The 24,552-nt window shown below is 69.3% G+C and carries 14 protein-coding genes; 4 read left to right on the top strand and 10 right to left on the bottom strand.

The window, feature by feature from the left end:
* Positions 1–140 precede the first annotated feature (140 nt).
* Together HV742_RS27575 and HV742_RS27570 are read left to right on the top strand one after the other, a co-directional pair.
* Positions 141–1,064 (top strand): ABC transporter ATP-binding protein, encoded by a 924-nt coding sequence (locus HV742_RS27575; protein ID WP_068980294.1) that lies wholly within the window; start codon positions 141–143, stop codon positions 1,062–1,064.
* Complete coding sequence (locus HV742_RS27570) at positions 1,061–1,822, top strand: ABC transporter permease (protein WP_063570272.1); 762 nt, start codon at positions 1,061–1,063, stop codon at positions 1,820–1,822. Before HV742_RS27575 ends, HV742_RS27570 begins: the two co-directional genes overlap by 4 nt.
* An 84-nt stretch (positions 1,823–1,906) precedes the next feature.
* Here the strand turns inward: HV742_RS27570 and HV742_RS27565 are convergent, their stop codons facing one another.
* From HV742_RS27565 to HV742_RS27550, 4 genes are all read right to left on the bottom strand, one after another.
* Positions 1,907–2,605 (bottom strand): glutathione S-transferase family protein, encoded by a 699-nt coding sequence (locus HV742_RS27565; RefSeq protein ID WP_169536421.1) that lies wholly within the window; start codon positions 2,603–2,605, stop codon positions 1,907–1,909.
* 120 nt (positions 2,606–2,725) lie between these two features.
* Complete coding sequence (locus HV742_RS27560; protein ID WP_175146888.1) at positions 2,726–3,121, bottom strand: DUF4168 domain-containing protein; 396 nt, start codon at positions 3,119–3,121, stop codon at positions 2,726–2,728.
* A 196-nt stretch (positions 3,122–3,317) separates the two neighbouring features.
* A complete protein-coding gene (locus HV742_RS27555) occupies positions 3,318–4,499 on the bottom strand; it encodes an acetyl-CoA C-acyltransferase (RefSeq protein ID WP_054417420.1) in 1,182 nt (393 codons plus the stop codon).
* A 45-nt stretch (positions 4,500–4,544) separates the two neighbouring features.
* Complete coding sequence (locus HV742_RS27550) at positions 4,545–5,189, bottom strand: 4'-phosphopantetheinyl transferase family protein (RefSeq protein ID WP_175146887.1); 645 nt, start codon at positions 5,187–5,189, stop codon at positions 4,545–4,547.
* A 316-nt stretch (positions 5,190–5,505) separates the two neighbouring features.
* Here HV742_RS27550 and HV742_RS27545 point away from each other — a divergent pair, with 316 nt between their 5' ends.
* Positions 5,506–6,066: a LuxR family transcriptional regulator gene (locus tag HV742_RS27545; protein WP_006386116.1), complete on the top strand. Its 561-nt coding sequence runs from the start codon at positions 5,506–5,508 to the stop codon at positions 6,064–6,066.
* Between the two features lie 20 nt (positions 6,067–6,086).
* Here the strand turns inward: HV742_RS27545 and HV742_RS27540 are convergent, their stop codons facing one another.
* The 6 genes from HV742_RS27540 to HV742_RS27515 all read right to left on the bottom strand — a co-directional run bounded on the left by HV742_RS27540 (position 6,087) and on the right by HV742_RS27515 (position 12,378).
* Complete coding sequence (locus HV742_RS27540; protein ID WP_054417422.1) at positions 6,087–7,403, bottom strand: TRAP transporter large permease; 1,317 nt, start codon at positions 7,401–7,403, stop codon at positions 6,087–6,089.
* Positions 7,404–7,423: 20 nt separating this feature from the next.
* Positions 7,424–7,954, bottom strand: coding sequence for a TRAP transporter small permease subunit (locus HV742_RS27535; RefSeq protein WP_175146886.1), 531 nt, complete (start codon positions 7,952–7,954; stop codon positions 7,424–7,426).
* 61 nt (positions 7,955–8,015) lie between these two features.
* Positions 8,016–9,110 carry a TRAP transporter substrate-binding protein gene (locus HV742_RS27530; protein WP_054417424.1) on the bottom strand — a complete coding sequence of 365 codons (1,095 nt, stop codon included), beginning with the start codon at positions 9,108–9,110 and terminating at the stop codon, positions 8,016–8,018.
* 65 nt (positions 9,111–9,175) lie between these two features.
* Positions 9,176–10,711 (bottom strand): class I adenylate-forming enzyme family protein, encoded by a 1,536-nt coding sequence (locus HV742_RS27525; protein ID WP_059271653.1) that lies wholly within the window; start codon positions 10,709–10,711, stop codon positions 9,176–9,178.
* 4 nt (positions 10,712–10,715) lie between these two features.
* A complete protein-coding gene (locus HV742_RS27520) occupies positions 10,716–11,897 on the bottom strand; it encodes an acetyl-CoA acetyltransferase (protein WP_054417426.1) in 1,182 nt (393 codons plus the stop codon).
* A 247-nt stretch (positions 11,898–12,144) separates the two neighbouring features.
* On the bottom strand, positions 12,145–12,378 hold the full coding sequence (locus tag HV742_RS27515) for a hypothetical protein (protein WP_139122201.1): 234 nt from the start codon (positions 12,376–12,378) through the stop codon (positions 12,145–12,147).
* Positions 12,379–12,469: 91 nt separating this feature from the next.
* On the opposite strand from HV742_RS27515, the gene HV742_RS27510 reads away from it, so the two are divergent.
* Entirely contained in the window at positions 12,470–24,508 is a 12,039-nt protein-coding gene (locus HV742_RS27510; RefSeq protein ID WP_254601277.1) for a polyketide synthase, read from the top strand.
* The last annotated feature ends 44 nt before the right edge of the window (positions 24,509–24,552 follow it).

Here is a 24,552-nt window from a genome sequence, read left to right as displayed (position 1 = left end):
TGTTTTTGCCTGCCCGGGCAGTGTACGGCAGCCCGGAACATTTATTGCGTTTTCCAAACACAGCGTTCCACCAGCCCGAACAAGCGGCCTGCGCGCGGAGGGTAAAATTGCCGGTTGTCCACACCAAGCTGGGAGCAAGCGTGCAGCCGGTCATTTCAGTTCAGGGCCTATCCAAGCGATACGCCTCCGGATTCCAGGCGCTCAAAAGCGTCGACCTGGAAATCCAACGCGGCGAGATCTTCGCCTTGCTCGGCCCCAACGGCGCCGGCAAGACCACGCTCATCAGCATCATCTGCGGCATCGTCAACCCGACCGAGGGCCGGGTGCTGGCCGACGGCCACGATATTTTGACGGACTACCGCGCCGCCCGCAGCGCCATCGGCCTGGTGCCGCAGGAAATCTCCACCGACGCCTTCGAAAGCGTCTGGAACACCGTCACCTTCAGCCGCGGCCTGTTCGGCAAGCCGGCCAACCCGGAATACATCGAGAAGGTGCTGCGCGATCTGTCGCTGTGGGACAAGAAGGACAGCCGCATCATGGCCCTGTCCGGCGGCATGAAGCGGCGCGTGATGATCGCCAAGGCGCTGTCGCACGAACCCAAGATCCTGTTCCTGGACGAACCCACCGCCGGTGTCGACGTCGAATTGCGGCGCGGCATGTGGGACATGGTGCGGCGCCTGCGCGAGAACGGCGTCACCATCATCCTGACCACCCACTACATCGAGGAAGCCCAGGAAATGGCCGACCGCGTCGGCGTGATCCGCAAGGGCGAGATCATCCTGGTCGAGGAAAAGAACGCGCTCATGACCAAGCTGGGCAAGCGCCGCCTGACGCTGACGCTGAAGGCGCCGCTGCCGGGCATCCCGACCGCGCTCGAACCATTCCACCTGGAACTGTCGGCCGATGGCCGCCAACTGGTCTACACCTACGACAACCAGGGCGGCGGCCAGATCTCCAGCCTGCTGCGGCGCCTGACCGAACTGGACATCGAATTCACCGACCTCAACTCCTCGGAAAGCTCGCTCGAAGAGATTTTCGTCAGCCTGGTGCACGGACAATCATGAATTTCTACGCAATCCGCGCCATCTATCGCTTCGAAATGGCCCGCGCCTGGCGCACGCTGATGCAGAGCGTGCTGTCGCCGGTCATCTCCACCTCGCTGTACTTCGTGGTGTTCGGCTCGGCCATCGGTTCGCACATGGTGCAGATCGACGGCGTCAGCTACGGCGCCTTCATCGTGCCGGGCCTGATCATGCTGTCGCTCTTGACCCAGAGCGTGGCCAATGCTTCGTTCGGCATCTACATGCCGCGCTTCTCGGGCACCATCTACGAGATCCACTCGGCGCCCATCTCGTACCTGGAGATCGTCGCCGGCTACGTCGGGGCGGCGGCCAGCAAGTCCATCATCCTGGGGCTGATCATGCTGGCCACGGCGCGCCTGTTCGTGCCGTTCGAGATCGCGCATCCATTCTGGATGCTGGGCTTCCTGCTGCTCACGGCCATCACCTTCAGCCTGTTCGGCTTCATCATCGGCGTGTGGGCCGACGGCTTCGAGAAGCTGCAGATCATCCCGCTGATGATCATCACGCCGCTGACCTTCCTGGGCGGCACCTTCTATTCCATCAAGATGCTGCCGCCGTTCTGGCAGGGCGTGACGCTGTTCAACCCGGTGGTGTACCTGGTCAGCGGCTTTCGCTGGGCGTTCTATGGCGTGGCCGACGTCAACGTCACGGTCAGCGTCGCCATGACGCTGGTGTTCCTGGCCGTCTGCCTGGTGGTGGTGCGCTGGATCTTCAAGACCGGCTATCGCCTGAAGACCTGAGCCTGTCCGTCGGCCGCCCGCCGGAGCAGGGAGGCGGCCCGCGCGTGACGCCCGCGTGTGCGCCGGGCGCCAGCGCCGCCCCGGCTACGCCGCCGCCACGGGCGCCTGGCGCGCCAGCCCGCCATGGGCATCGAGCAGCCGCTCGCGCCACGCGGCCACCGGATCGTCGGCCGCCAGCAGTTCCAGCGCGCTGGTGCAGCGCGCCCACATGAAGAATCCGAACACCGCGTAATCCGCATAGGCCGGCTGCTGGCCGGCCAGGTACGGCTGCCGTGCGAGCATCTGGCGCAATGGCAGCAGGGAGGCGCGCAGGGCCGCCAGTTGTTCTTCCCGCAGCGCGGGCAGGTCTTCGAGCGGGCCGAAGCGCTTTTCGCGGGTGTGGCGGAAGTAGTCCTTGTCCTTGGCGTCGATCAGGGCGTGGATCTCCGGCAGCAGCAACCGCGCCAGCGTCGGCACCAGGGTGGTGTCGGCCCAGCTGTTGGCGAACAGGCTGAGCGCCCGGCCGGTATCGCCGCCGAACAGCGAGGGGCGTTCGGGGAACGTGTCTTCCAGGTAGCAGGCGATCTGCCACGAATCGCTGATCACGTGGTCGCCGTGCACCAGCACCGGCACCAGCTTCTGGCCCGAGAATTCGATCGCTTCCTTGTCGGTGAAGCGCCACGGCACGGTGCGGGCGGCCAGGCCCTTGTGGGCCAGCGCCATGTGCGTTTTCCAGCAATGCGGGCTGAAGCGCAGCGTCGGATCGGCGCCGGCCAGGTCGTACAGGGTGAGATCGGGGGTCAAGATGCCGCGCTCCTTTGGAGGGGTAGGCCCTGGGCCTGTGGACAGGTGCCTAGGATACCTCCAACGGCGGCGCGGCTGGCGCGGCGACCTCCCGGCCGGGCGGGCCGCCGCGCGCGGGGCCTACTGTACCGTCGCGCCGGCCTTGCCCATCTTCATCAGCCGTTCCTTGAGCTGCGGGTTCTGCTGCACGGCCTGGCCAATGCCGTTGAACTCCTGCACGGACAGGCCGTCGGCCTGCACCAGCTTGACCATCTTGGCATCGGCTTCCTGGATCACTTTCTGCTTTTCCGCGTCGGTCTTGGCGGCATCGACCTTGGGACGGTATTCGTCCACCACGCCCGACACCTTCTGCGACGCGGACGCGAAGCGCTGCAGTTGCTGGTCGGTGGGCTGCACCGCCGCCGGCGCCATGGGCGTCTGGCTGGCGGGCGGGGCGCTCTGCGCCAGGACGGGGGCACCGGACAGCGCGGCCGTCAACATGATGGCCGACAGGATTGCGGTTTTGGAATGCGGCATGAAACCTCCTTGTTCCGGATGAATGTCCGACCATGATGGCAATGCACCCGGGGAGGCTTCAAGTTTCGCAATGTGTTTTCCTGTGTCGGCAGGCCACGACGGGGCGGGCCGCGCACAGCAGCGCGGCGCCCGGAGGCGCCGCGGAAACGTTTACGCGCAATTCAGTGACGTCTTAAAACGGGGGCGTGACCCTTTTTTAGACCATTTCCAGCGCGATCGCCGTGGCTTCGCCGCCGCCGATGCACAGCGTGGCCACGCCGCGCTTGCCCTGCGTGGCCTTCAGGGCGCCCAGCAGCGACACCATGATGCGCGCGCCCGAGGCGCCGATGGGGTGGCCGACCGCGCAGGCGCCGCCGTGGATGTTGACCTTGTCGCGCGGGATGTCGTGTTCCTTCATGGCCGCCATGGTGACCGCGGCGAAGGCCTCGTTGATCTCGAACAGGTCGACGTCGGCGGTCTTCCAGCCGGTCTTGTCATAGAGCTTCCTGATCGCGCCCACGGGCGCGGTGGTGAACCACTCGGGTTCCTGCGCGAAGCTGGCGTGGCCGACGATACGGGCGATCGGCTTGCAGCCGAGTTTCCTGGCGGTGGATTCGCGCATCAGCACCAGCGCGGCGGCGCCGTCGGCGTTGCCGGACGAGGACGCGGCGGTGATGGTGCCGTTGGCGGCGAAGGCGGGCTTGAGGGTCGGGATCTTCTCGACGTTGAGCTTTTGCGGGCGTTCGTCCAGTTCGATCACCGTGTCGCCCTTCTTGGACTTGATGGTGACCGGCACAGTCTCCCATTTCAGCACGCCGTCACGCGCGGCCTGCTGCGCGCGCGACACCGATTCCACCGCGAAGGTGTCCTGCTCCTCGCGGGTGAAGCCGTACTTGGCGGCGCAGTCCTCGCCGAACGTGCCCATGGCGCGGCCCACCTGGTAGGCGTCCTCCAGGCCGTCGAGCATCATGTGGTCGTACATGGTGGCGTGGCCGGCGCGATAGCCGCCGCGCGCCTTGGTCAGCAGGTAGGGCGCGTTGGTCATGGATTCCATGCCGCCGGCCACCACCACGCCGTAGGTGTCGGCGACGATGCCGTCGTGCGCCAGCATCGCGGCCTGCATGCCCGAACCGCATACCTTGGACACCGTGATGGCGCCCACCGACGACGGGATGCCCGCCTTGATCGAGGCCTGCCGCGCCGGCGCCTGGCCCTGGCCGGCCTGCAACACGTTGCCCATCAGCACCGCGTCGACCTGATCGGGCTTGAGCCCGGCGCGCTCTAGCGCGGCGCCGATGGCGACGGCGCCCAGTTCATTGGCGGACAGTGTGGAAAATTCGCCCTGGAAGGCGGCCAGCGGGGTGCGCACGGCACTCACGATAACGATGGGATCAGACATGTGAACGCTCCTTGTCGATGGGGGACAACGTAAGGGGGAGAGGCTTCAATGACCAATTTCCAAGGCAGTATAGACGTGGCCTTGTGCGCTGCGATAGCCGCATTGGAACAGGTGACCCGGCCCGAATTCCGCCGTGGCCGCGCGCAGCAGGCGCAGTTCCAGGCACTGCGCGGCCGGGTCGATACGGGTCAGGGTGACGTCGGGAAAATCGAACGCCACGCGGGTGAGCGGCTGCATGCATTTGTAGAACGCTTCCTTGGCCGAGAACAGCAGCGTGGCGAACTCGGCGCGCGTCAGCGCGCCGGCGTCGAACTCGCGTTCCTCCGGCCGCATGCAGACCGATTCGATGGCCTCGACCGCGGGTTCCTCGGCGATCGCCTCGATGTCGATCCCGACCGCGCGCACGTCGCGCCGCCGCGCCACTGCCACGCCCACTAGGCGCCGGCTGTGGCTGATCGAACCGACGTAGCCGTCGGGCCAGAGAGGCGAGCGGTCCGCGGCCACGCCGACCTGCGTGGCGGGCGCGCCCAGCGCGGCCAGCAATTGCGCCGCCAGTTGGCGGCCCGCCTGGAACTCCGCCTGCCGGCGTTGTCCCGGCGGCAGGCCGTCCGGCGTGATCCATGCCAGCCGCTGCGCCAGCCGTGGCGTCAGCGGCAGCGCCGGCAGCACGTCGATGCCGTCCCGGGTCATGGCGGCCCGCCAGGCGCGCGGGGCGTGAAAACGGAAGTCGCGAAGGGTTGCATGCAAGGATTGAAACGTCGTTGGAGCGCCGAGGCAAATCCGGCCGGTAAACACCGGAAGAACGCGCGTGGGAACGGGGCTTTCCGGGCGGCCGGACTGCCGGGAAAACCCGTCTGAAACCGCAGGAAAAAGCCCATTCCAGGTGCCGAATGCTTCTTATACACTGGCGCCTCGAAGCCCGCACGCACAAGATGCGGGCCGCCATAAAAGCGCGGCGGATTCCGCCGCGCAACGGCAAAACCGGCACGCTATCCGGGGAGACAATATGAGTGACTTTCACCTGACATTGCTCGCCTTCAAGGAATCTCCCGCGCCGCAAGTCATCTGCAGCGCGCGCAAGATCTCGGAATGCAATCACTCCTTCGCGAATCTGTTCGGCTATACGCGCAGGGAACTGGTGGGCAAATCGATTCTGCAGCTTTATCCCTCGCTGTCCGATTTTCACCAGATCGGCCAACGCTGCCTCAAGCACCTGGAAAGCAATTGCTACTACGAAGACGAGCGCTTCATGCAGCATCGCAGCCGCGAGGTGTTCTGGGCGCGCGCGCGCGGCATCACCCTGACCCCGGAGGACCCTTTCGACCTGATGATCTGGAGCTTCGAGCGCATCGCCGAAAACTGCCTGCGCACAGCGAACCTGACGCGACGCGAGCGCGAAATCTCCGCGTACGTGGCCAACGGCCTGAGCTGTAAGGAGATCGCCATGCGGCTGGACATCTCCTACCGCACGGTAGAGGTGCATCGCGCCCGCATCATGCGCAAGCTGGACGCCAAGAACACCGCCGAGCTGGTATCCAAGATCATCCTGGTCGACAACATGGCCTGACCGGCGCCGCGCGTCCCGCTTCATTTTCCGAGCATCATCTCAGGCAGGATCGTGACGATGACCGGGAAGAAGAACAGGATCAGCGTGGTGACCACCTCCATGATGACGAACCACCAGGCGCCGTGGAAGATGCGCGTTAACGGCGTCTGGCGGTCGATGCCCGCGATGACGAACACATTCAGCCCGACCGGCGGCGTGATCAGGCCGATTTCGCACATCTTCACGGCCAGGATGCCGAACCAGATCGGGTCGAAGCCGAGCGACACCACCGTGGGGAACATGATCGGCAGCGTGATCACCAGCATCGAGAAGGCATCCAGGAACATGCCGAGCGGGAAGTAGGCCAGCAGCATCAGCCCCACCACCAGCAGCGGCGGGATGTCCGAGGAGACGATCACCTCGGCGATCTGCTGCGGGATCTGCACCAGGCTCAGGAACAGGCTGAAGATGCCCGCGCCCAGCATGGTGAACAGGATCATCACGGTGGTGGTGACGGCGTTGCGCAGGCTCTCGACCAGCTTGGCGCCCAGCTCGCCGCGCGCCTGCCGCGCGCACAGCAGCATGATGAACGCGGCGCATGCGCCGACCGCGGCGGCCTCGGTCGCCGTGACGAAACCCAGGTAGATGCCGCCCAGCACGATCACGAACAGCACCAGCACCTGCCAGCCGTTGCGGACCGAGGCCACGCGCTCGCGCCAGGGACTCTTGGGCAGCACCGTGGCCGCCATCTGCGGCGAGGCGCTGATGACGCGGATGCCCAGGATGAACACCAGCGTCGACAGCAGGCCCGGCAGCACGCCGGCCACCAGCATCTTGCCGGCCGAGACCTCGGTCAACGCCGCGTAGAAGATCAGCAGCACGCTGGGCGGGATCAGCACCCCCAGGACGCCGCCGGCCGCCACCGCGCCGGCCGACAGGCGCGGGTCGTAGCCGGCCCGCTTCATCTCGGGAATGGCGACGGCGCCCACGGTCGCGGCGGTGGCCACGCTGGAGCCCGAGGTGGCGGCGAAGCCGGCGCAGGTCAGCACGCTGGCGATGGCCAGCCCGCCCGGCATGTGGCCGACCCATTTGCGCGCCACGTCGAACAGCTTGCGTCCCACCCCCGCGTGATGGGCGAAGGCGCCCATCAGGATGAACAGCGGAATGACGGTCAGCAGGTACGAGGCCGACTGCGCGTAGGAATAGGATTTGAGCCGGTTCAGCACGAAGGCGCTGTCTTCGACCAGGATCAGGCCGGTGATGCCCGCCAGCGCCAGCGCGGCGAACACCGGCGCGCCCAGCAGCAGGAACACGAAGATCAGGCCGGTGGCGATCAGCGTTATGGTGACGTCGTCCATGGAGGGGATCCCGGAAAGGGTCAGTGCGAGGCCAGCGCCGGCGTGGCGCGGGCGGCGGGTTCGGCGCGGCACAGGCTGCAGCCGGCCTGCGCCAGCATCTGCAGCGCGCCGAACCACAGGCCGATGGCGACGATGGCCTTGGTCCACCAGACCGGCACTTCGACGTAGCCCCAGCGGAACTCGCGGATCTCGATCGATTCCAGCGCCTCGCCGCTGGCGGGGTAGGCCAGCATGGCCAGCACCGCGGCGGCGGCCAGCCAGGCCAGCGCGTCCATCCACTGCGCCACGCGCGGCGGCACCTTCTTGTGCAGCAGCGTGACGCGGATGTGGGCATCGTCCATCTGCGTCCAGCCCAGGCCGAAGAACACGATCACCACCAGGCTCAGTTCGGACATCTCGAACAGTCCGGGGATGGAATGGCCGTAGAGGGCCCGCACGATGGCATCGAGCGTGATGCCGAACATCAGGAACAGCAGGAACAGCGTGGCGATGGCGCCGAACAGGTTGGAGAGGGCGCGCAACACCGCGCCCAGGCGGGAGGAGTAGTCCATGGATGTTCTGCCGGTGGGCGGCCCGGCGCGCTGGCCGGGCCGCGGGGGAAGGAAACCGCCCTCAGGCCTCGGCGGCCAGTTCGTCGAAGCGTTTCAAGCTGCCCTGCTTGTCGTACTTGGCGATGGCGTTGTTCACCAGCGTCTGCATCGCCAGTCCGTCCAGCCCGGCGGGCCTGGCCACCCGATCCACCCAGCCGTCGGTCTGGGCCGGCTGCACCAGGCCGCGCGCCTGGTCCTTCTCGGCCTGCGGCAGCGACGAGAACTTCGTGCCCTCGGCCTTGGCGGTCTTGACGTACTGGCGCGCGGCCGCCTCGTAGATGCGGGCGTATTCGCCGCCGTAGATTTCGCTGACGATCTGGTCGCTGACCTGCTTGACCGGATCGGGGAAGTTGTTCCACACGCGGGCGTTGATAATGGTCGCGGCCGGGCCGTGCGGGCCGTCGCCGATATCGGTGAAGTACGGCGCGATCTCGTGCAGCTTGTAGGCCACGGCGGTAATGAAGTCGAAACCGTAGACGCCGTCCAGCACGCCGCGTTCCAGCGCGGTGTAGACCTCGGGCGCGGCCATCGGCACGGCGGTGCCGCCCAGCCGCTCGATGACCTCGTTGGCGGCGCCGTAGCCGCGGATGCGCTTGCCGCGGATGTCCGCGATCGAATTGATCGGCTGGCGCGTCACCAGCGGCGCGTAGTACCAGTTGGTCCAGTACAGCACCTTGCTGTTGTAGCGGCGTTCCCATTCGTCGCGCAGCGGCTGGTATTCGGCGTAGACATCCCGGCACAGCCATTGCAGCGCGTCCGAGCGGTGCATGCGGTAGTACCAGTCCAGCCCGCGTGTCACGGGCAATTGCGACTGGTAGTAGCCCGGCGAGATCAACGACATTTCCGAGGTGCCGTCGCGCACGGCGGACAGGTGCTCGCCGACCTTGTTCAGGGATTGGGCCCAGTAGCGCCGCACCTTGACCGCGCCGTTGGTGCGGGTTTCGAGCTGCTTCAGGTACCACTCGTCCAGCCGCGACGGGCCCGAGGTTTCGCTGATGTAGCTGTCGAACTTCAGGGTGACCGGCCTGGCCGCGGCGGCCGCGCGGCCGGTCCAGATGGCCGGGGCCGAGGCGCCGGCCAGCAGGCTGGCGGCCTTGATGAAATCGCGTCTTCTCATGCTCTCCTCCTTGGGGGATTCCGGCTTCTGATGCGCCGGTTCATTGGCACGGCCTGGCAACAACCCTAGCCGGTGGATTCGGCACCGCGCAGTGCTTCGCGCAATGCGGTCTTGAGAATCTTGCCGTAGCTGTTCTTGGGCAACTCTTCATGGAACACATAGCGCTTGGGCTTCTTGAACGAGGCGATCTCGCCGCGGCACCAGGCGTCCAGTTCCTCGGGAATCAGGGTGGCGCCCGGGCGCTTCACCACGAACGCCACCACTTCCTCGCCCCATTGCGCGCTGGGGGCGCCGACCACCGCCACCTCGCGCACGCCGGGGTGGCGCGCCAGCGCTTCCTCGACCTCGCGCGGGTAGATGTTGGAGCCGCCCGAGATGATCACGTCCTTGCTGCGGTCGGTCAGCGTCAGGAAGCCGCAAGGGTCCAGCCGGCCGATGTCGCCGGTGCGCAGCCAGCCATCCACCAGCGTTTCGGCGGTGGCGGGATCGTTGCGCCAGTAGCCCTGCATCACGGCGTTGCCGCGCACCAGCACTTCGCCCTCGGTACAGTGGGGCACCGCGCGCAGCGCGGCGTCGACCACGCGCAGTTCCATGCAGCTTTGCGCGGTGCCGACCGAGGCCAGCCGCGCCGCGCGCTCGGGATGGGCGGCGTCGGCGATGACGTCGCGCGACAGGGCGGTGATGGTCATGGGGCTTTCGCCCTGGCCATAGATCTGCACGAAGCGCTGGCCCAGCACCGCCAGGGCTTCCTCCAGGTCCGCCAGATACATCGGCGCGCCGCCGTAGATGATGGTCTTGATGCCGCGGCCGTCGCGGCCGCCGGCGCGCGCCTGTTCGACCAGGCGCTTGATCATGGTGGGCGCCGCGAAGAACGACAGCGGGCCGGTCTGTTCGGCCAGCGCCAGGATCTCGGCCGGCTCGAAGCCGCGCGACTCGGGCACGATGTGGCGCGCCGCCTTGCGCACGTACAGCACGTGGTACAGCCCGGCGCCGTGCGACATGGGCGCGGCGTACAGCATGCCGTCGCCAGGCTCCACGGTTTCCACGTCCACCGCGTAGCACAGGCCCATGGCCACCAGGTTGCGATGGCTCAGCATCACGCCCTTGGGCCGGCCGGTGGTGCCGGAGGTATAGAACAGCCAGGCCAGCGCGTCGGCGGCCAGCGCCGCGGGCGGGGCCCAGGGGCCGGGCGCCTCGCAGACCCTGGCGTAGTCGGCGCCATCGATCTCCAGGTGGCGGCAGGCCGCCGGCAGGCAGTCGGCCGGCAGGTCGTCGCGCCGGTCGGTGAAGATCACGCTGGCGTCGGCGTTGGCGGCGATCCAGCCGACCTCCTTGGGATGCAGCTTGGGGTTGATGGGGACGGCCACCGCGCCCAGCCACCAGGCTGCGTACAGCAGTTCCAGGTACTCGACGCGGTTGCGCGCGAACAGCGCCACGCGGTCGCCCGGGGCCAGGCCGTGTTCCTGTCGCAGCCAGGCGGCCAGGGCGGCCGCGCGGCGGGCGAAGTCGTGATAGGTGGCGTGCAGCCGCAAGCCGTTGAACAGGGCCGGCCGCGCGCCGTGCTCCAGCGCGGCCGCCTGCAACCAGTTGGCGATATTCATGCCGTCAGGCCCGCACGGCTTCGAGCACCGACGCGTAGTTCGCGACGGCCATGCCACCCATGTTGAACACCAGCCCGAGTTCGGCGCCGGGCCGTTGCATCTGGCCGGCGCGTCCGGTCAGCTGGCGATAGGCCAACGCGTGCATCGAGACGCCGGTGGCGCCCACCGGATGGCCCTTGGCCTTGAGCCCGCCGGACAGGTTGACGGGCAGGTCGCCGTCGCGCCGCACCGTGCCCTCGGCCAGCACGCGATGGCCTTCGCCCGGCGCGGCCAGGCCCATGGCCTCGTAGATCAGCAGTTCGGCGATGGTGAAGCAATCGTGCACCTCGGCGAAATCCAGGTCCTGCAACTGCACGCCGGCATCCGAATAGGCGCGTTGCATGGCGCGGTGGGGACCCTCGAACGCCAGCAGGTCGCGGCCCTCCAGCGGCAGCATGTCATTGACCTGGGTGGCGGCGCGAAAGCGCACCTGGCGCGCATAGCGCGGCGCGCGCCGCTCGCAGGTCAGGATGACGGCGGCGGCGCCGTCGCTGATGGGCGAGCAGTCGGTCATGCGCAGCGGCGACGCGATCATCGGATTGCGTTCCGAGATGGTGTTGCAGAAGTCGGCGTCCAGTTCGCGCCGCAGCTGCGCCAGCGGATTGCGCAGGGCGTTGGCGTGGTTCTTGGCGGCAATGGCGGCCATGACCGGCAGCGGGTCGTCGTAGCGGTCGGCGTATTGCTCGGCCAGGCGCGCGAACTGCTGCGGAAAGCTCATGGCGCTTTCGCGCGGATCGTTCTTGTAGCCGGCGCAGGCCAGCGCCTCGGTCACTTCCGGCGTGGTGCGCGAGGTCATCTTCTCGACGCCGATCACCAGCACGGTGCCGGCCGCGCCCGACTGGATGGCGCGCAGGCCGGCATGGATCGCGGCCGAGCCCGAGGCGCAGGCGTTCTCGCAACGGGTCGCGGGCTTGAAGCGCAGCGCCGGGTGTGCCTGGTGCACCAGCGAGGCGGGAAAGGCATCGGGCACCAGCCCCGCGTTGAAATGCCCCAGGAAGATCGCGTCGATCTCGGCCGGATCCACGCCGGCGTCTTCGATCGCCTCGTTGGCCGCCATCACGATGAGTTGCTCAAGATTCAGAGCGTCCAACTTGCCGAACGGCGTATGGCCGCTGCCCACGATCGAAACGCCCGAATGATCGAACATGTCCCTCTCCCCATGCACGGTGATGTGCGGCGGTGGTGTGCTTGTGCGAATCAAGTGTAGGACTGCCCCAATACGTATCTCTATACGTGCATCCACGTACGCGAATACGTAGTGCGGCGTGGCTCGCGGGGACCCGTACGTACCGCGTTCGCGGCGCCCGGCGCGCCGCGAACGCGCCGCGCCGAGGCCGCCGCATGACGCGCGAAATACGACGAAGACGCCCATATTCAGGGGCTTGCGGACATGTTCACCTGTGTTCGATACGGCGTTTGACGCGGGCAGCCGCAAGGCGCCGCGATGCGCGCTTTTGCTCGAAAAAATGGGGGTGTACGTACGTGTTCGGCGGCAGTGACGCGTCTGGAATTTTCAAATCATCTGTATAAGAATTCGTCGACGCGAGCATGCGGGCGGCAGGCAACGCATTAGAAAAAAACGTGCTGCCGCCAGGGTCAGAATGTCTTTCATAGGAAGAACAGATCATGACGGGTTTCGTATCGCTTTTGGTTGGAGACGGCAGTGTCCTGGTTCGTTGCGGCGAACTGCTGATGGCAAAGGGACACCGCATACAGGCAGTGATTTCCACGGATTTGACCGTGCGCGCGTGGGCCGCCAAGGCCGGCATCCCGCAGTACGCCCTGGACGATGCGGTCAAGCCGGAATCCCGGTTGTCGGCCGACATTCTCTTCAGTATCGGCAATTACTCGGTGATCCCGGACGCGCTGCTCGAGCGCGTGCGGCGCATGAGCATCAACTACCACTATGGCCCGCTGCCGGAATACTCGGGCCTGCACGTGCCGGCCTGGGCGGTATACGACCGCGCCACCGATTACGCCATCACCTGGCATCGCATCGGCGAGATCATCGACGGCGGCGGCATCCTCAAGCGCGTCGCCGTGCCGATCGAGTCGACCGACACGGCCCTGTCGCTGGGCCTGAAGTGCGATGAGACCGCCATCCAGAGCTTCGGCGCGCTGGTCGACGAGCTGGCCGCCGGCCGCGAAAGCGAGACGCCGCAGGACCTGTCCCGCCGCCGCTATTTTTCGCGCCATTCGCAGTTCTCGGCCGAAGGCCTGATCGACTGGAACCAGGACGCCGAGCAGATCGCCGCCATGGTGCGCGCCACCGACCACGGACCCTTCAGCAGCCCGCTGGTGTGGCCCAAGGCGCTGATCGACGGCCGCGTGCTGGCCGTGCGCAAGGTCAGCATCGAGGCGCGCGCCGCGGGCGCGGCGCCGGGCGACGTGGTGGCGGCCGACGCGTTCGGCGCCAGCATCGCCACGGGTAACCGCGCGCTGCGCCTGGAGGCGCTGTGCACCCTGGAAGGCGAGGACGTCGCGATTGCCGATCTGGTCAGCGGCGGCAGTCTGCAGGCCGGCGCGCGTCTGGCCTCGGTGGGCGAGCAGGCCCGCGCCCAGGTCACCGCCGCCGGCACCGCCGCGTCCGCGTCGACCGCCTACTGGCGCGGCCAATGGGCCGCCTGGCAGCCGTATCGCCTGCCCTACGCGCGGCCGGCGACCGCCGACGCCAACACGGCGCCGATCGTGGGCAAGCTGCCCGCCGCGCCGCGGGGCGCCGGGCGCGAGCAGGCATACGTGGAGCAGGCCGTGGGCGGCCTGTGCACCTTCCTGGCGCGCGCGTCGGGCGTGGCCGAGGTCCACCTGGCGGTGGCGTTGCCGCGCGCCGAGGTGGAGCCGGAGTGCCGCGATGTGTTCTGCGCCTGGGCGCCGGTGCTGGCGCGGCTGGACGCGGCGGCGCCGCTGTCGCGCAATCTGGAGGCCGTGGCCGAGGCCCTGGGCCGGGCGCGCGAGCATGGCCTGATCCGGCGCGACCTGATCGGCCGCGACGCCACGCTTGCCGCGCGCCATGCGCGCGGCGAATTGACGCCGGACGTGCTGGTGTCCAGCCAGGTGCCGGCCGCCCATGCGGTGGACGAGGATCGTCCGGCGCTGGAATTCGTGCTGCTGGTTGGCAGTGAATCCTTCGAACTGCACTTCAACCCGCGCAAGATCACGCGCCGCGCCGCGGCCCAGCTGGCCGCGCAGGTGGCGGACTGGTGCCGCCGCCTGCCGGCGTCGGCCGACCGCAAGCTGGGCGAGGTCGAGGCGCTGTCGGCGGGCGAACGGCAATCGCTGGTGGAGCAGTTCAACGCCACCGGCGACGCCGCCACGCTGGGCGCCGTGGTGCATGAACTGTTCGAGCATGCCGCCGCCCAGCACGCGGGCAGGGTGGCGCTGCGCTGCGCCGACCAGGCCATGTCGTACGGCGAACTGAACGCCGCCGCCAATCGCGTGGCCGGCGTGCTGCGCGGCAAGGGCATCGGCCGGGGCCAACGGGTGGGCGTATGCCTGGACCGCTCCATCGACATGGTGGTGGCGCTGCTGGCTGTGCTGAAGACGGGCGCCGCCTATGTGCCGGTCGACATGGCGTTCCCGGCCGAACGCATCCGCCAGATGCTGGAAGCCGCCCAGCCGGCGCTGCTGATCGCGCCGCCGGCGGCGCGCGACGGCAGCCTGAGCGCCTGGGCCGAACGCTGCCTGGACCTGGGCGCGGCGCTGGCCCAGGCCGGCGACGACGGCGACAACGTGCCGGGCGCGGCGCAGGCCGACGACCTGGCCTACGTCATCTTCACCTCCGGTTCCACCGGCAAGCCCAAGGGCGTCGAAGTGACCCATGGCGCCCTCGGCAACTTCCTGCTGTCGATGCGCGCCACGCCGGGCTGCGAGGCCGGCGACAGCCTGCTGGCCGTCACCACGATCTCCTTCGACATCGCGGCGCTGGAGCTGTTCCTGCCGCTGATCAGCGGCGCCAGCGTGGTGATCGCGCGCCAGCAGGAAAGCCTGGATGGCCAGACGCTGCTGGATCTGATGCGCCGCCATGCCGTCACCATGATGCAGGCCACGCCCACCACCTGGCAGCTGTTGCTGCAATCGGGCTGGCCGCGCGCCGTGTCGCTCAAGCGCCTGCTGTGCGGCGGCGAAGCGCTGCCGCGCGCTTTGGCCGATGAGCTGCTGGCGCGCGCCGAGTCGGTGTGGAACATGTATGGCCCGACCGAGACCACCGTCTGGTCCAGCGTCTGGCAGGTGCGGCCGGGCGAGGATATCGTCATCGGCCAGCCCATCGCCAACACCCAGCTATACGTGCTGGACGCCAACCTGGCGCCGGTGCCGGCCGGCTTTGCCGGCGAGCTGTGCATCGGCGGCGCCGGCGTGGCGCGCGGCTACCACAAGGATCCGGCGCAGACGGCGGCGCAGTTCGGCGCCAATCCGTTCGCGCCCGGCGCCCTGTACCGCACCGGCGACCTGGCCTGCTTCAAGGAACCGGGCAAGCTGGTGGTGCTGGGCCGCAACGACGGCCAGATCAAGCTGCGCGGCTTCCGCATCGAACTGGGCGAAGTCGAGGCCGCCGTGGCCAGCCACGAAGACATCGGCCGCGCCGTGGTGGTGGGCCGCAACGACCAATTGGTCGCCTACTGCCTGCGCAACAGCGCGCCGGCCAGCGCCGCGCAGGACCGCCGCGCCGAGACCACCGCCGTGACCGAATGGCGCGACGTCTGGGACCGGGCCTACGAGCCCGGCGCGGCCGATCCCACCTTCAACACCGCCGGCTGGCACAACAGCTACGACGGCCTGCCGTTCGCCGCCGACGAAATGCGCGACTGGCAGCAACGCACCGTCGACCGCATCCTGGCCACCGGCCCCGAGCGCGTCTTCGAAATCGGCTCGGGCACCGGCCTGGTGCTGTTCGGCGTCGCGCCCAAGGTCGCGCAGTACCGCGCCATCGACGCCTCCAGCCAGGCGGTCGAACAGATCAACCGGCACCTGGGCGGCCTGCCGCAGGCCTCGTGCGAACACCGCCTGGCCAACGATCTGCCGGAGGTGGCGCCGGGCAGCTTCGACACCGTGGTCATCAACTCGGTGGCGCAGTACTTCCCCAGCGCCGGCTATCTGCTGTCGGTGCTGGATTGGGCCACCGAGGCCGTGACCGAAGGCCGCATCTTTGTGGGCGACGTGCGCGACCTGGCGCTGCTGGAGGCGTTCCACGCCGACGTGGCGAACTTCCAGGGCCTGTGCAGCCTGTCGGCCGACGAACTGCGCCGGCGCACGCAACGCGGCCTGCGCGCGGAACGCGAGCTGGTGCTGGCGCCTGAATTCTTCGCCAACCTGCCGGCGCTGTATCCGCGGATCTCGCGCGTCGAGATCCTGCTGCGCGACGGGGCCTACGTCAACGAGATGTCGCGCTTTCGCTTCGACGTCATCCTGCATGTCGGGGTGCCGGCCGCCGGCCGCGCCAGGCCGCAACGCCTGGCCGCGCTCGACTGGCGCGGCGACGGGCTCGACCTGGCGGCGCTGGCCAGCAGCCTGAAGGCGGGCGGCAAGCCGCTGGCCATCGCCAATATTCCCAATGGCCGGCTGGCCGACGTGCACCAGCGCGTCGGCCACGTGCTGGAGGCCAAGGCCACGGCCGAGCCGGGCCAGTGGGTCGATCCGCGCGACCTGGCGCAGGCCGCCGAGGCGGCGGGCTACCGCATGGCCATGCTGCCGAGCCGCTCGCGCGACATCTGGGCCTTCGACGCGGTGTTCTGGCTGGCCGGCGAGCAGCCCGACCTGACCTGGCAGGCGCCGCAGGCCGTCGATCGCGCAGCGCTGTCGCGCTTGGCCAACCAGCCGGCCGCCGGCGCGCCGCCGCGTCCCGCGCTGCAACGCGTGCTGCGGCCCTGGCTGGAGGCGCGCCTGCCGGGCTACATGATTCCGGACTTCTTCGTCGAACTGGATGAATTCCCGTTGACGCCGAACGGCAAGATCGACCGCAAGGCGCTGCCCGAACCCACCGAGGTGATGCTGGAGCCGGCGGTGCAGCCCACCAACGAGCTGGAACAGCAATTGCAGGCGGTGTGGGCCGAGGTGCTGGGCCACGACCGCATCGGCATTCACGACAGCTTCTTCAAGATCGGCGGCAACTCGCTGCGGGTGGTGCGGGTGCAGGCCGAGCTGCAGAAGCTGCTGGGCCGCAACGTGTCCACTTCCACGCTGTACGAGCACTTCACCATCAAGGACCTGGCCGCCCACCTGGCCGGCAACAAGAAGGCGGTGCTGAACACGCCCAAGCGCCGCAATGCGCTGGCCGACGAGCCCATCGCCATCGTCTCGATGGCCTGCCGCCTGCCGGGCAACGTCAACAGCCCCGAAGACCTGTGGAACCTGCTGGAGCGCGGCGGCGACGGCATCGTCGAAGTGCCCAGGGAACGTTGGGACGCGGCGGCCATCTATGACGCCGACCCGGACGCGCGCGGCAAGTCGTACTGCATGCGCGGCGGCTTCGTGACGCCGATCGACCTGTTCGACGCGCCATTCTTCGGCATTTCGCCGCGCGAGGCGCGCGCGCTCGATCCGGCGCAGCGCATGATGCTGGAAGTCACCTCCGAGGCGATCGAGCAGGCCGGCTATTCGATGGACCAGCTGCGCGGCAGCCAGACCGGCGTGTTCGTCGGCATCGGCAAGGGCTACCACGAGTACGGCCTGGCGCTGGCCGGCGGCCTGGCGGACCTGGACGGCTACGTTGGCACCGGTTCGGCCGGCAGCACCATGTCCGGCCGGGTCTCGTACGTGCTGGGCCTGGAAGGACCGAGCATGACGGTGGACACCGCCTGCTCGTCGTCGCTGGTGACCACGCACCTGGCCTGCAATGCCTTGCGCCAGGGCGAATGCGACCTGGCGGTGGCGGCTGGCGTGACGCTGATGCTGTCGCCCGACCTGCATGTGGAATTCAGCCGCCTGCGCGGCATGTCGCCGGACGGCCGCTGCAAGTCGTTCTCGTCCAGCACCGACGGCACCGGCTGGAGCGAAGGCGCCGCCGTGGTGGTGCTCAAGCGCCTGTCGGACGCGCAGCGCGACGGCGATCCGATCCTGGCCGTCCTGCGCGGCACCGCGGTCAACCACGCCGGCCACAGCGCCAGCCTGACCACGCCCAGCGGCCCGGCGCAGCAGCGCGTGATCCGCCAGGCGCTGGCCATGTCGGGATTGCAGCCTTCCGACATCGATTACCTGGAGGCCCATGGCACCGGCACCAAGCTGGGCGACCCGATCGAGGGCAACGGCCTGGCCGCGGTGTTCGGCGGCAGCCATACGCCCGAGCGGCCGTTGTGGGTCGGCTCGGTCAAGTCCAACCTGGGCCACACGCAGGCCGCGGCCGGCCTGGCGGGCGTCATGAAGACGGTGCTGGCCATGCACCACGACAAGCTGCCCATCACGCTGCACGTGGTCGAGCCGACCCCGGCGGTGGACTGGGCCGCGGCGCAGATGGCGCTGGTGCAGCAGGAGCAGCCGTGGCCGGCGGGCGAGCGCCCGCGCCGCGCCGGCGTCAGCTCATTCGGCATCGGCGGCACCAATGCCCATGTCATCGTGGAGGAACCGCCCAAGCCGGCCGCGCCGGCCCGCGCCGCCAAGCCGGCGGCCGCGCCCGAGTCGTTGCCGTTCGTGCTGTCTGCCTTCACCGTGCCGGCGTTGCGGGCGCAGGCCGACAAGCTGCACCTGCACATGGGCATGAACATCCAGGACCGCTTCCTGGACGTGGCCTATTCGCTGGCCACCACCCGGACCCACTTCCGCAAGCGCCTGGTGGTGTTCGCCAAGGGCAAGTCCGACCTGCTCGACGCGCTGGCCTCGTACGCCCGCACCGGCGAGGTGCCGGCGGGCGCGGTCAGCATGGTCGATGACCGCGACCGCGAATGCCGCCTGGCCCTGCTGTTCACCGGCCAGGGCAGCCAGCTGCCGCGCATGGGCCACGGCCTGTACCAGTCCAATCCGGTGTTCCGCCAGGCGCTGGACGACATCGCGCAGCGCTTCACCACGCTGGAAAAACCGCTGCTGGAGGTGATGTTCGCCGAGGCCGGCAGCGCCGAGGCCGCGTTGCTCAACCGCACCGATTTCACCCAGCCGGCCCTGTTCGCGCTGGAAGTGGCGTTGTGGCGGGTGTGGGAAAGCTGGGGCGTGCAGCCCGAGCTGCTGCTGGGCCACAGCATCGGCGAGATCGCCGCGGCCCATGCCGCCGGCGTGTTCGACCTGGACGACGCCTGCCGCCTGGTGGCCGCGCGCGGCCGCCTGATGCAGGCCTTGCCGGCCGGTGGCGGCATGGCCTCGCTGGAAGCCAGCGCAGCCGAGGTCGAGGCCGCCCTGGCCGCGCTCGGCCTGGCCGCGCAGGTTTCGCTGGCGGGCCTGAACGCGCCGCAGCAGACGGTGGTGTCCGGCGACCTGGCCAGCATCGAGCAGGTGGTGGCGCATTTCAAGCAGCAACAGCGCAAGGCCAAGCGGCTGGAGGTCTCGCACGCGTTCCACTCGCATCTGCTGGAGCCGATGCTGGGCGCCTTCCGCCAGGTGGCGCAGTCGCTCGACTACGCCGCGCCGAAGCTGGCCCTGGTCAGCAGCCTGACCGGCGAGCTGGCCAAGCGCGGCGAGATGACCCAGCCGGAATACTGGGTGCAGCAGGCGCGCCAGGCGGTGCGCTTCAACGCCGGCATGCGCACGCTCTACCAGCAGGGCATCAATACCTTCCTGGAACTGGGCCCGCAGCCGGTGCTGTCCGGCATGGGCGCGGCCTGCCTGGCCGATGACGGCCCGGTGACCTGGGTGGCCTCGCTCAATCCGGCCAAGGACGAGACCCAGACCTTGCAGAAGGGCCTGGCCGAGCTGCACGTGCTGGGCGCGGCGGTGAACTGGCGCGGCTTCTTCGCCCCGTATGGCGGCGAGCGGGTCAAGCTGCCCACCTACGCCTTCCAGCGCGAGCGCTACTGGCTCGAACCCATGCCCACGCGCACGGTCGGCGCCGGCCTGAACGACGCCAACCACCAGTTGCTGGGCGGCGGCGTGCAGATCGCCGGCACCGACATGACGATGTTCACGACCGTGGTGGCGGCCGACGAGCCGGCCTGGGTGCGGGAGCACCAGGTGATGGACGCGGTGCTGATGCCGGGCACGGCGTTCTTCGAGGCCATGCGCGCGGCGGGGCGGCAGGTCAAGGGCCAGTGGGACCTGGCCGACGTGATCATCCTGGCGCCGATGGTGCTGGCGCCCGGGGTGTCGCTGCGCATGCAGATCACCGTGGGCGCGGAATCGGGCGGCGCCCGCACGGTGCACGTCTACAGCGCGCCGGAATCGGACGAGGACGGCGAATGGCAGCTGCACGCCGAAGGCAAGCTGGCGCCGGCCCAGGCCGCGCGCCAGGACTCGGTCGAGCTGCCGCCGCCCGACGGCGATCCGATCGACGTGACCGCGCTCTACCAGGACCTGCATGAACTGGGCTATGGCTACGGCCCGACGTTCCAGGGCATCAATGCCGCCTGGCACGTGGACGGCGACGTCTGGGCGCGCGTGGCCTTGCCGGAAGCGGCCGCGTCGTCGGCGATCCGCTACGGCCTGCATCCCGCGCTGCTGGACGCTTCGATGCACTCGCTGCTGCTGACTCAGCGCCTGAAGGCGCAGGTGGGCGACGACGTGTTCGTGCCGTTCGAGGCCGAACGCCTGTCGGTCTGGAAGGACGGACTGGCCGAGGTCTGGGTCAAGGTGGCGGACTTCGAACTGGGCGAGGGCGAGTTCTGGGCCTCGCTGGACCTGTACGACACCAATGGCGAACACGTGGGCCGGCTGCAGCGCCTGCATGCGCGCCGCATCGACCGCGCGGCGCTGCGGCGGCTGGCGGCGGCCGGGGTCGACCGCTTCCTGTTCCGCACGGAATGGCAGCCGGTCGAGGCGCCCGAAGCCGTCTTCGGCGGCACCTGGGGCCTGATGGGAGGCAGCGGCACGCCGTGGGCCGACGCGCTGCGGTCGCGCCTCGCAGAGGCCGGCGCGCAGGTGGTCGACATCGCCCAGTTGAACGAGGCCGAGGCCTGCGATGGCGTGATCCAGCTGTGGGCCGGCGACGGCGCGGTCGAGAAGGCGTCGCACCGCCAGGCCGCCAGCGCGCTGGTGCAGGTGCAGGAACTGGCGCTGGCCGGCTTTACCAAGCCCGTCATCTGGGTGACGCGCGGCGCTGTCGGCACCAGCAGCGACGATCCCGTGTCCGACCTGGGCGCAAGTCCCTTGTGGGGCCTGCTGCGCACCGCGCGCAACGAGCATCCCGAACTGGCCCTGCGCATCGTCGACCTGGGCGAGACCGCGGCCGACCTGGACACGCTGGCGTCCGCGCTGGCATTGGCCGACGAGCCCGAGTGCGCGCTGCGCGGCGGCAAGCTGCTGGCGCCGCGTCTGAAGAAGGCGCCCGCCAACGCCGGCCTGGTGTTGCCGGCCGAGGGCAACTGGCGCCTGGAGATCGCCACCAAGGGCCGCCTGGACCAGCCGCTGTCGGTCAAGACGCTGGTGGACGAGCCGCTGGCGGCGGGCGAGATCCGCGCCGCGGTCAAGGCTACCGGCGTGAACTTCCTGGACGTGCTGAATGCGCTGGGGATGGTCGAAATCCCGGCCCTCGGCCTGGAGTTCGCCGGCGTGGTGACCGAGGTCGGCAGCGCCGTCAAGCACCTCAAACCAGGCGACCCGGTGCTGGGGCTGGCGCGCGGCGCCTTCGGTTCCTCCATCGTGGTGGACGCGCGCCAGGTCGTGGCCAAGCCGGACAACCTCAGCTTCGAGGAAGCGGCCACCATCCCCATGACCTTCCTGACGGCATGGTACGGCCTGCACGTGCTGGGCAACATGCAGCCGGGCGAGCGCGTGCTGGTGCATGCCGCGGCCGGCGGCGTCGGCATGGCGGCGGTGCAACTGGCGCTGCTGCATGGCGCCGAGGTCTACGGCACCGCCAGCGAGCCGAAGTGGCCGGCGCTGCGCAAGCTGGGGCTGGCCGATGACCACATCGGCACCTCGCGCAGCCTGGACTTCGCGCAGACCTTCGCCGAAACGGCGCCGGGCCGCAGCTTCGACATCGTGCTCAACTCGCTGGCGCGCGAGTTCATCGACGCCAGCTTCGCCATGCTCAAGCCGGGCGGACGCTTCCTGGAGATGGGCAAGATCGACCTGCGCGACCAGGCCTGGGTCGAGGCCAACCATCCGGGCGTGACCTACCGCGTCTACAACCTGCCCGAGGCCGGCGTCGAGCGCATCCAGGAGATGCTGACTGCCATCGCCGCGCTGTTCGCCGAGGGCAAGCTCAAGCCGCTGCCGCTGCGCACCTTCCCGCTGGACAGCGCCTCCGACGCGCTGCGCTTCATCGCGCAGGCCCGCCACGTGGGCAAGGTGGTGCTGGTGCCGACGCAGCGCCGCGGCATGGTCGATCCGGACGGCGCGGTGCTGGTCACCGGCGGCCTGGGCGGGCTGGGCCGCTATGTGTCGAAGTGGCTGGTGCAGAACCACCAGGTGCGTGATCTGGTGCTGACCTCGCGCAGCGGCATGCGTTCGCCGGACGCCGAGGCCTTTGTCGCCGAACTGGCCGAACTGGGCGCCCGCGCCACCGTGGTGGCGTGCGACGCGGCCGACGCCGATGGCCTGCAACGGGTCATGGGCGAGTTCGGCGAAGGCCGGCCGCTGCGCGGCGTGGTGCACGCGGCCGGGGTGCTGGACGACGGCATGCTGGCCGGCCAGACGCCGGAACGCTTCGACAACGTGTTCGCGCCCAAGGTCGACGGCGCCTGGCACCTGCATCGCCTGACGCAGGACCTGCCGCTGGACTTCTTCGTGCTGTTCTCGTCGATCTCCGGCGTGACCGGCGCGCCGGGCCAGGGCAACTACGCCGCCGCCAACACTTTCCTGGACGCGCTGGCGCACCACCGCCGCGCCAAGGGCCTGGCGGCGACCTCGGTGGCCTGGGGCGCGTGGGACGGGCAGGGCATGGCCGCGCGCCTGAGCGATGCCGACAAGACGCGCTTCAGCCGCCAGGGCATGGAAGCGCTGGGCCCGACCGAGGCGCTGGACCTGTTCGAGGCCGCCGTGATGAGCGACGCGCCGATGGCCGTGGCCGCCGCGCTCGACCTCGGCCGCCTGCAGCGCACGCTGGAGGACAACAACGGCGGCAGCGCCCCGGCGCTGTACCGTGAGCTGTTCAGCCGGGCGGCGGGCGCGCGCGGCGCGGGCGGTGGCGCGGGCGGCGGCGCCGGCCTGCGCAAGCTGCTGGTGGAAACCGCGGTCGAGCAGCGCGAGGCCGCGGTGCTGGACGCGGTGCGCGCCGAGGTGGCCAAGGCGCTGGAGTTCGCCTCGCCCGAGGACGTGGACGTCAGCCTGCCGCTGCAGGACATCGGCATCGACTCGCTCACCGCTGTGCTGCTGCGCAACCAGCTTTCGGACATGACCGGCCTGGCGCTGCCCGCCAAGATCGCCTTCGATCATCCCAACCTGCGGGCGCTGAGCCAGTTCCTGCTGGAGAAGCTGACCGAGGCGGGGCTGGACAGCCAGGAAGCCCCGGCCGAGGCCGGCGCGGCGGCGAAGGAGGCGGCCGGCGGCCGCCGCCTGGACGACCGCGTGGCGCGTCGCGGCTACCTGGAGCCGGAACTGCAGTTCGACAACGTGCTGACGATGGAGGCGGAGCCCGAAGCGGTGTTCATCACCGGCTCCACCGGCTTTGTCGGCGCCTTCCTGCTGCACGAGGCGCTGCGCGCCAACCTCATCGCCTACTGCCTGGTGCGCGCCGACGACGCCGAGAAGGCCATGGCGCGGCAGGTGGAGATCCTGCGCAAATACGATCTCTGGAAGCCGGAGTACGCGGCCCTGTTGAACCCGGTGGTGGGCGACCTGACCCAGCCGCTGTTCGGCCTGTCCGAGCACGAGTTCGACCAGTTGGCGGACCAGGTGGATGCCATCTGCCATTCGGGCGCGCTGGTCGACTGGATGCTGCCGCTGGACAACTACCTGGCGCCCAACGTGGTCGGCACGCACGAGGTGCTGCGGCTGGCCTCGCGCGGCCGCGGCAAGGCGGTGCACTTCGTCTCGACCGCCGCCACGCTGCCGCGCTACCTGGGCTACGAGGTGTCCAAGGACGAACGCGAGTATGGCTACCTCAGCTCCAAGTACATGGCCGAGCAGATGGTGGCGGCGGCGCGCTGGCGCGGGGCCAAGGCCTCGATCTACCGCCTGCCATTCGTCGGCGCCAGTTCCACCAGCGGCCATTTCCGGCTGGATCGCGGCGACTTCCTGCACAACCTGATCTCGGGCTGCATCGCCATGGGCAGTTTCCCGCTGCTGGGCTCGGACATCGGCGGCGTGCTGCCGGTGGACTACCTCGCGGGGGTCATCGCCCAGGTCATGATCCGCGACCAGGACCGCATCGGCCAGGACTACGACTTCGCCAACCCGCAGGCGCCCGGCTTCAACAGCCTGGTGCAGCACATCCGCGGCGCGGGCGCGCAGGTCGGCAGCGTGCCGTTCGAGCAGTGGCGGGAAGACGCCCTGGCGTATGCGCAGGCCAATCCCAAGAGCGCCATCGCCCGCATCGCGGCGGTGCTGGACGGCCTGGCGGTGCAGAGCGACCTGGAGCAGATGTTCGACTGCTTCCCGGTGGGCCGGCAGGTGTTCGGCGGCGAGGTCTATCCCTGCCCGCCCCTCGACGCCAGGCATGTCCAGCCCTACGTGGCGCGGATCGTGGCCGCCATGCCCGCGGCCAGGCAAGCGCAGGAGTTGTCGCCGGTATCGCAGCCGGCTTGAGCAAGTTCGACCCGTCGTCGGGGCGGCGCCATTCAGGCGCCGCC

Source organism: Achromobacter ruhlandii, from assembly GCF_902859695.1.
Lineage (GTDB): Bacteria > Pseudomonadota > Gammaproteobacteria > Burkholderiales > Burkholderiaceae_B > Achromobacter > Achromobacter ruhlandii.
This window is presented reverse-complemented; position numbering and strand designations above follow the sequence as displayed.

Excerpts from the sequence above, each read along its gene's own strand:
- HV742_RS27525 (WP_059271653.1), bottom strand. The coding sequence starts at position 10,711 with ATGAATATCGCCAACTGGTTGCAGGCGGCCGCGCTGGAGCACGGCGCG.
- HV742_RS27545 (WP_006386116.1), top strand. The coding sequence starts at position 5,506 with ATGAGTGACTTTCACCTGACATTGCTCGCCTTCAAGGAATCTCCCGCG.
- HV742_RS27550 (WP_175146887.1), bottom strand. The coding sequence starts at position 5,189 with ATGACCCGGGACGGCATCGACGTGCTGCCGGCGCTGCCGCTGACGCCA.
- HV742_RS27530 (WP_054417424.1), bottom strand. The coding sequence starts at position 9,110 with ATGAGAAGACGCGATTTCATCAAGGCCGCCAGCCTGCTGGCCGGCGCC.
- HV742_RS27570 (WP_063570272.1), top strand. The coding sequence starts at position 1,061 with ATGAATTTCTACGCAATCCGCGCCATCTATCGCTTCGAAATGGCCCGC.
- HV742_RS27540 (WP_054417422.1), bottom strand. The coding sequence starts at position 7,403 with ATGGACGACGTCACCATAACGCTGATCGCCACCGGCCTGATCTTCGTG.
- HV742_RS27520 (WP_054417426.1), bottom strand. The coding sequence starts at position 11,897 with ATGTTCGATCATTCGGGCGTTTCGATCGTGGGCAGCGGCCATACGCCG.
- HV742_RS27555 (WP_054417420.1), bottom strand. The coding sequence starts at position 4,499 with ATGTCTGATCCCATCGTTATCGTGAGTGCCGTGCGCACCCCGCTGGCC.
- HV742_RS27560 (WP_175146888.1), bottom strand. The coding sequence starts at position 3,121 with ATGCCGCATTCCAAAACCGCAATCCTGTCGGCCATCATGTTGACGGCC.
- HV742_RS27535 (WP_175146886.1), bottom strand. The coding sequence starts at position 7,954 with ATGGACTACTCCTCCCGCCTGGGCGCGGTGTTGCGCGCCCTCTCCAAC.
- HV742_RS27515 (WP_139122201.1), bottom strand. The coding sequence starts at position 12,378 with ATGATCTGTTCTTCCTATGAAAGACATTCTGACCCTGGCGGCAGCACG.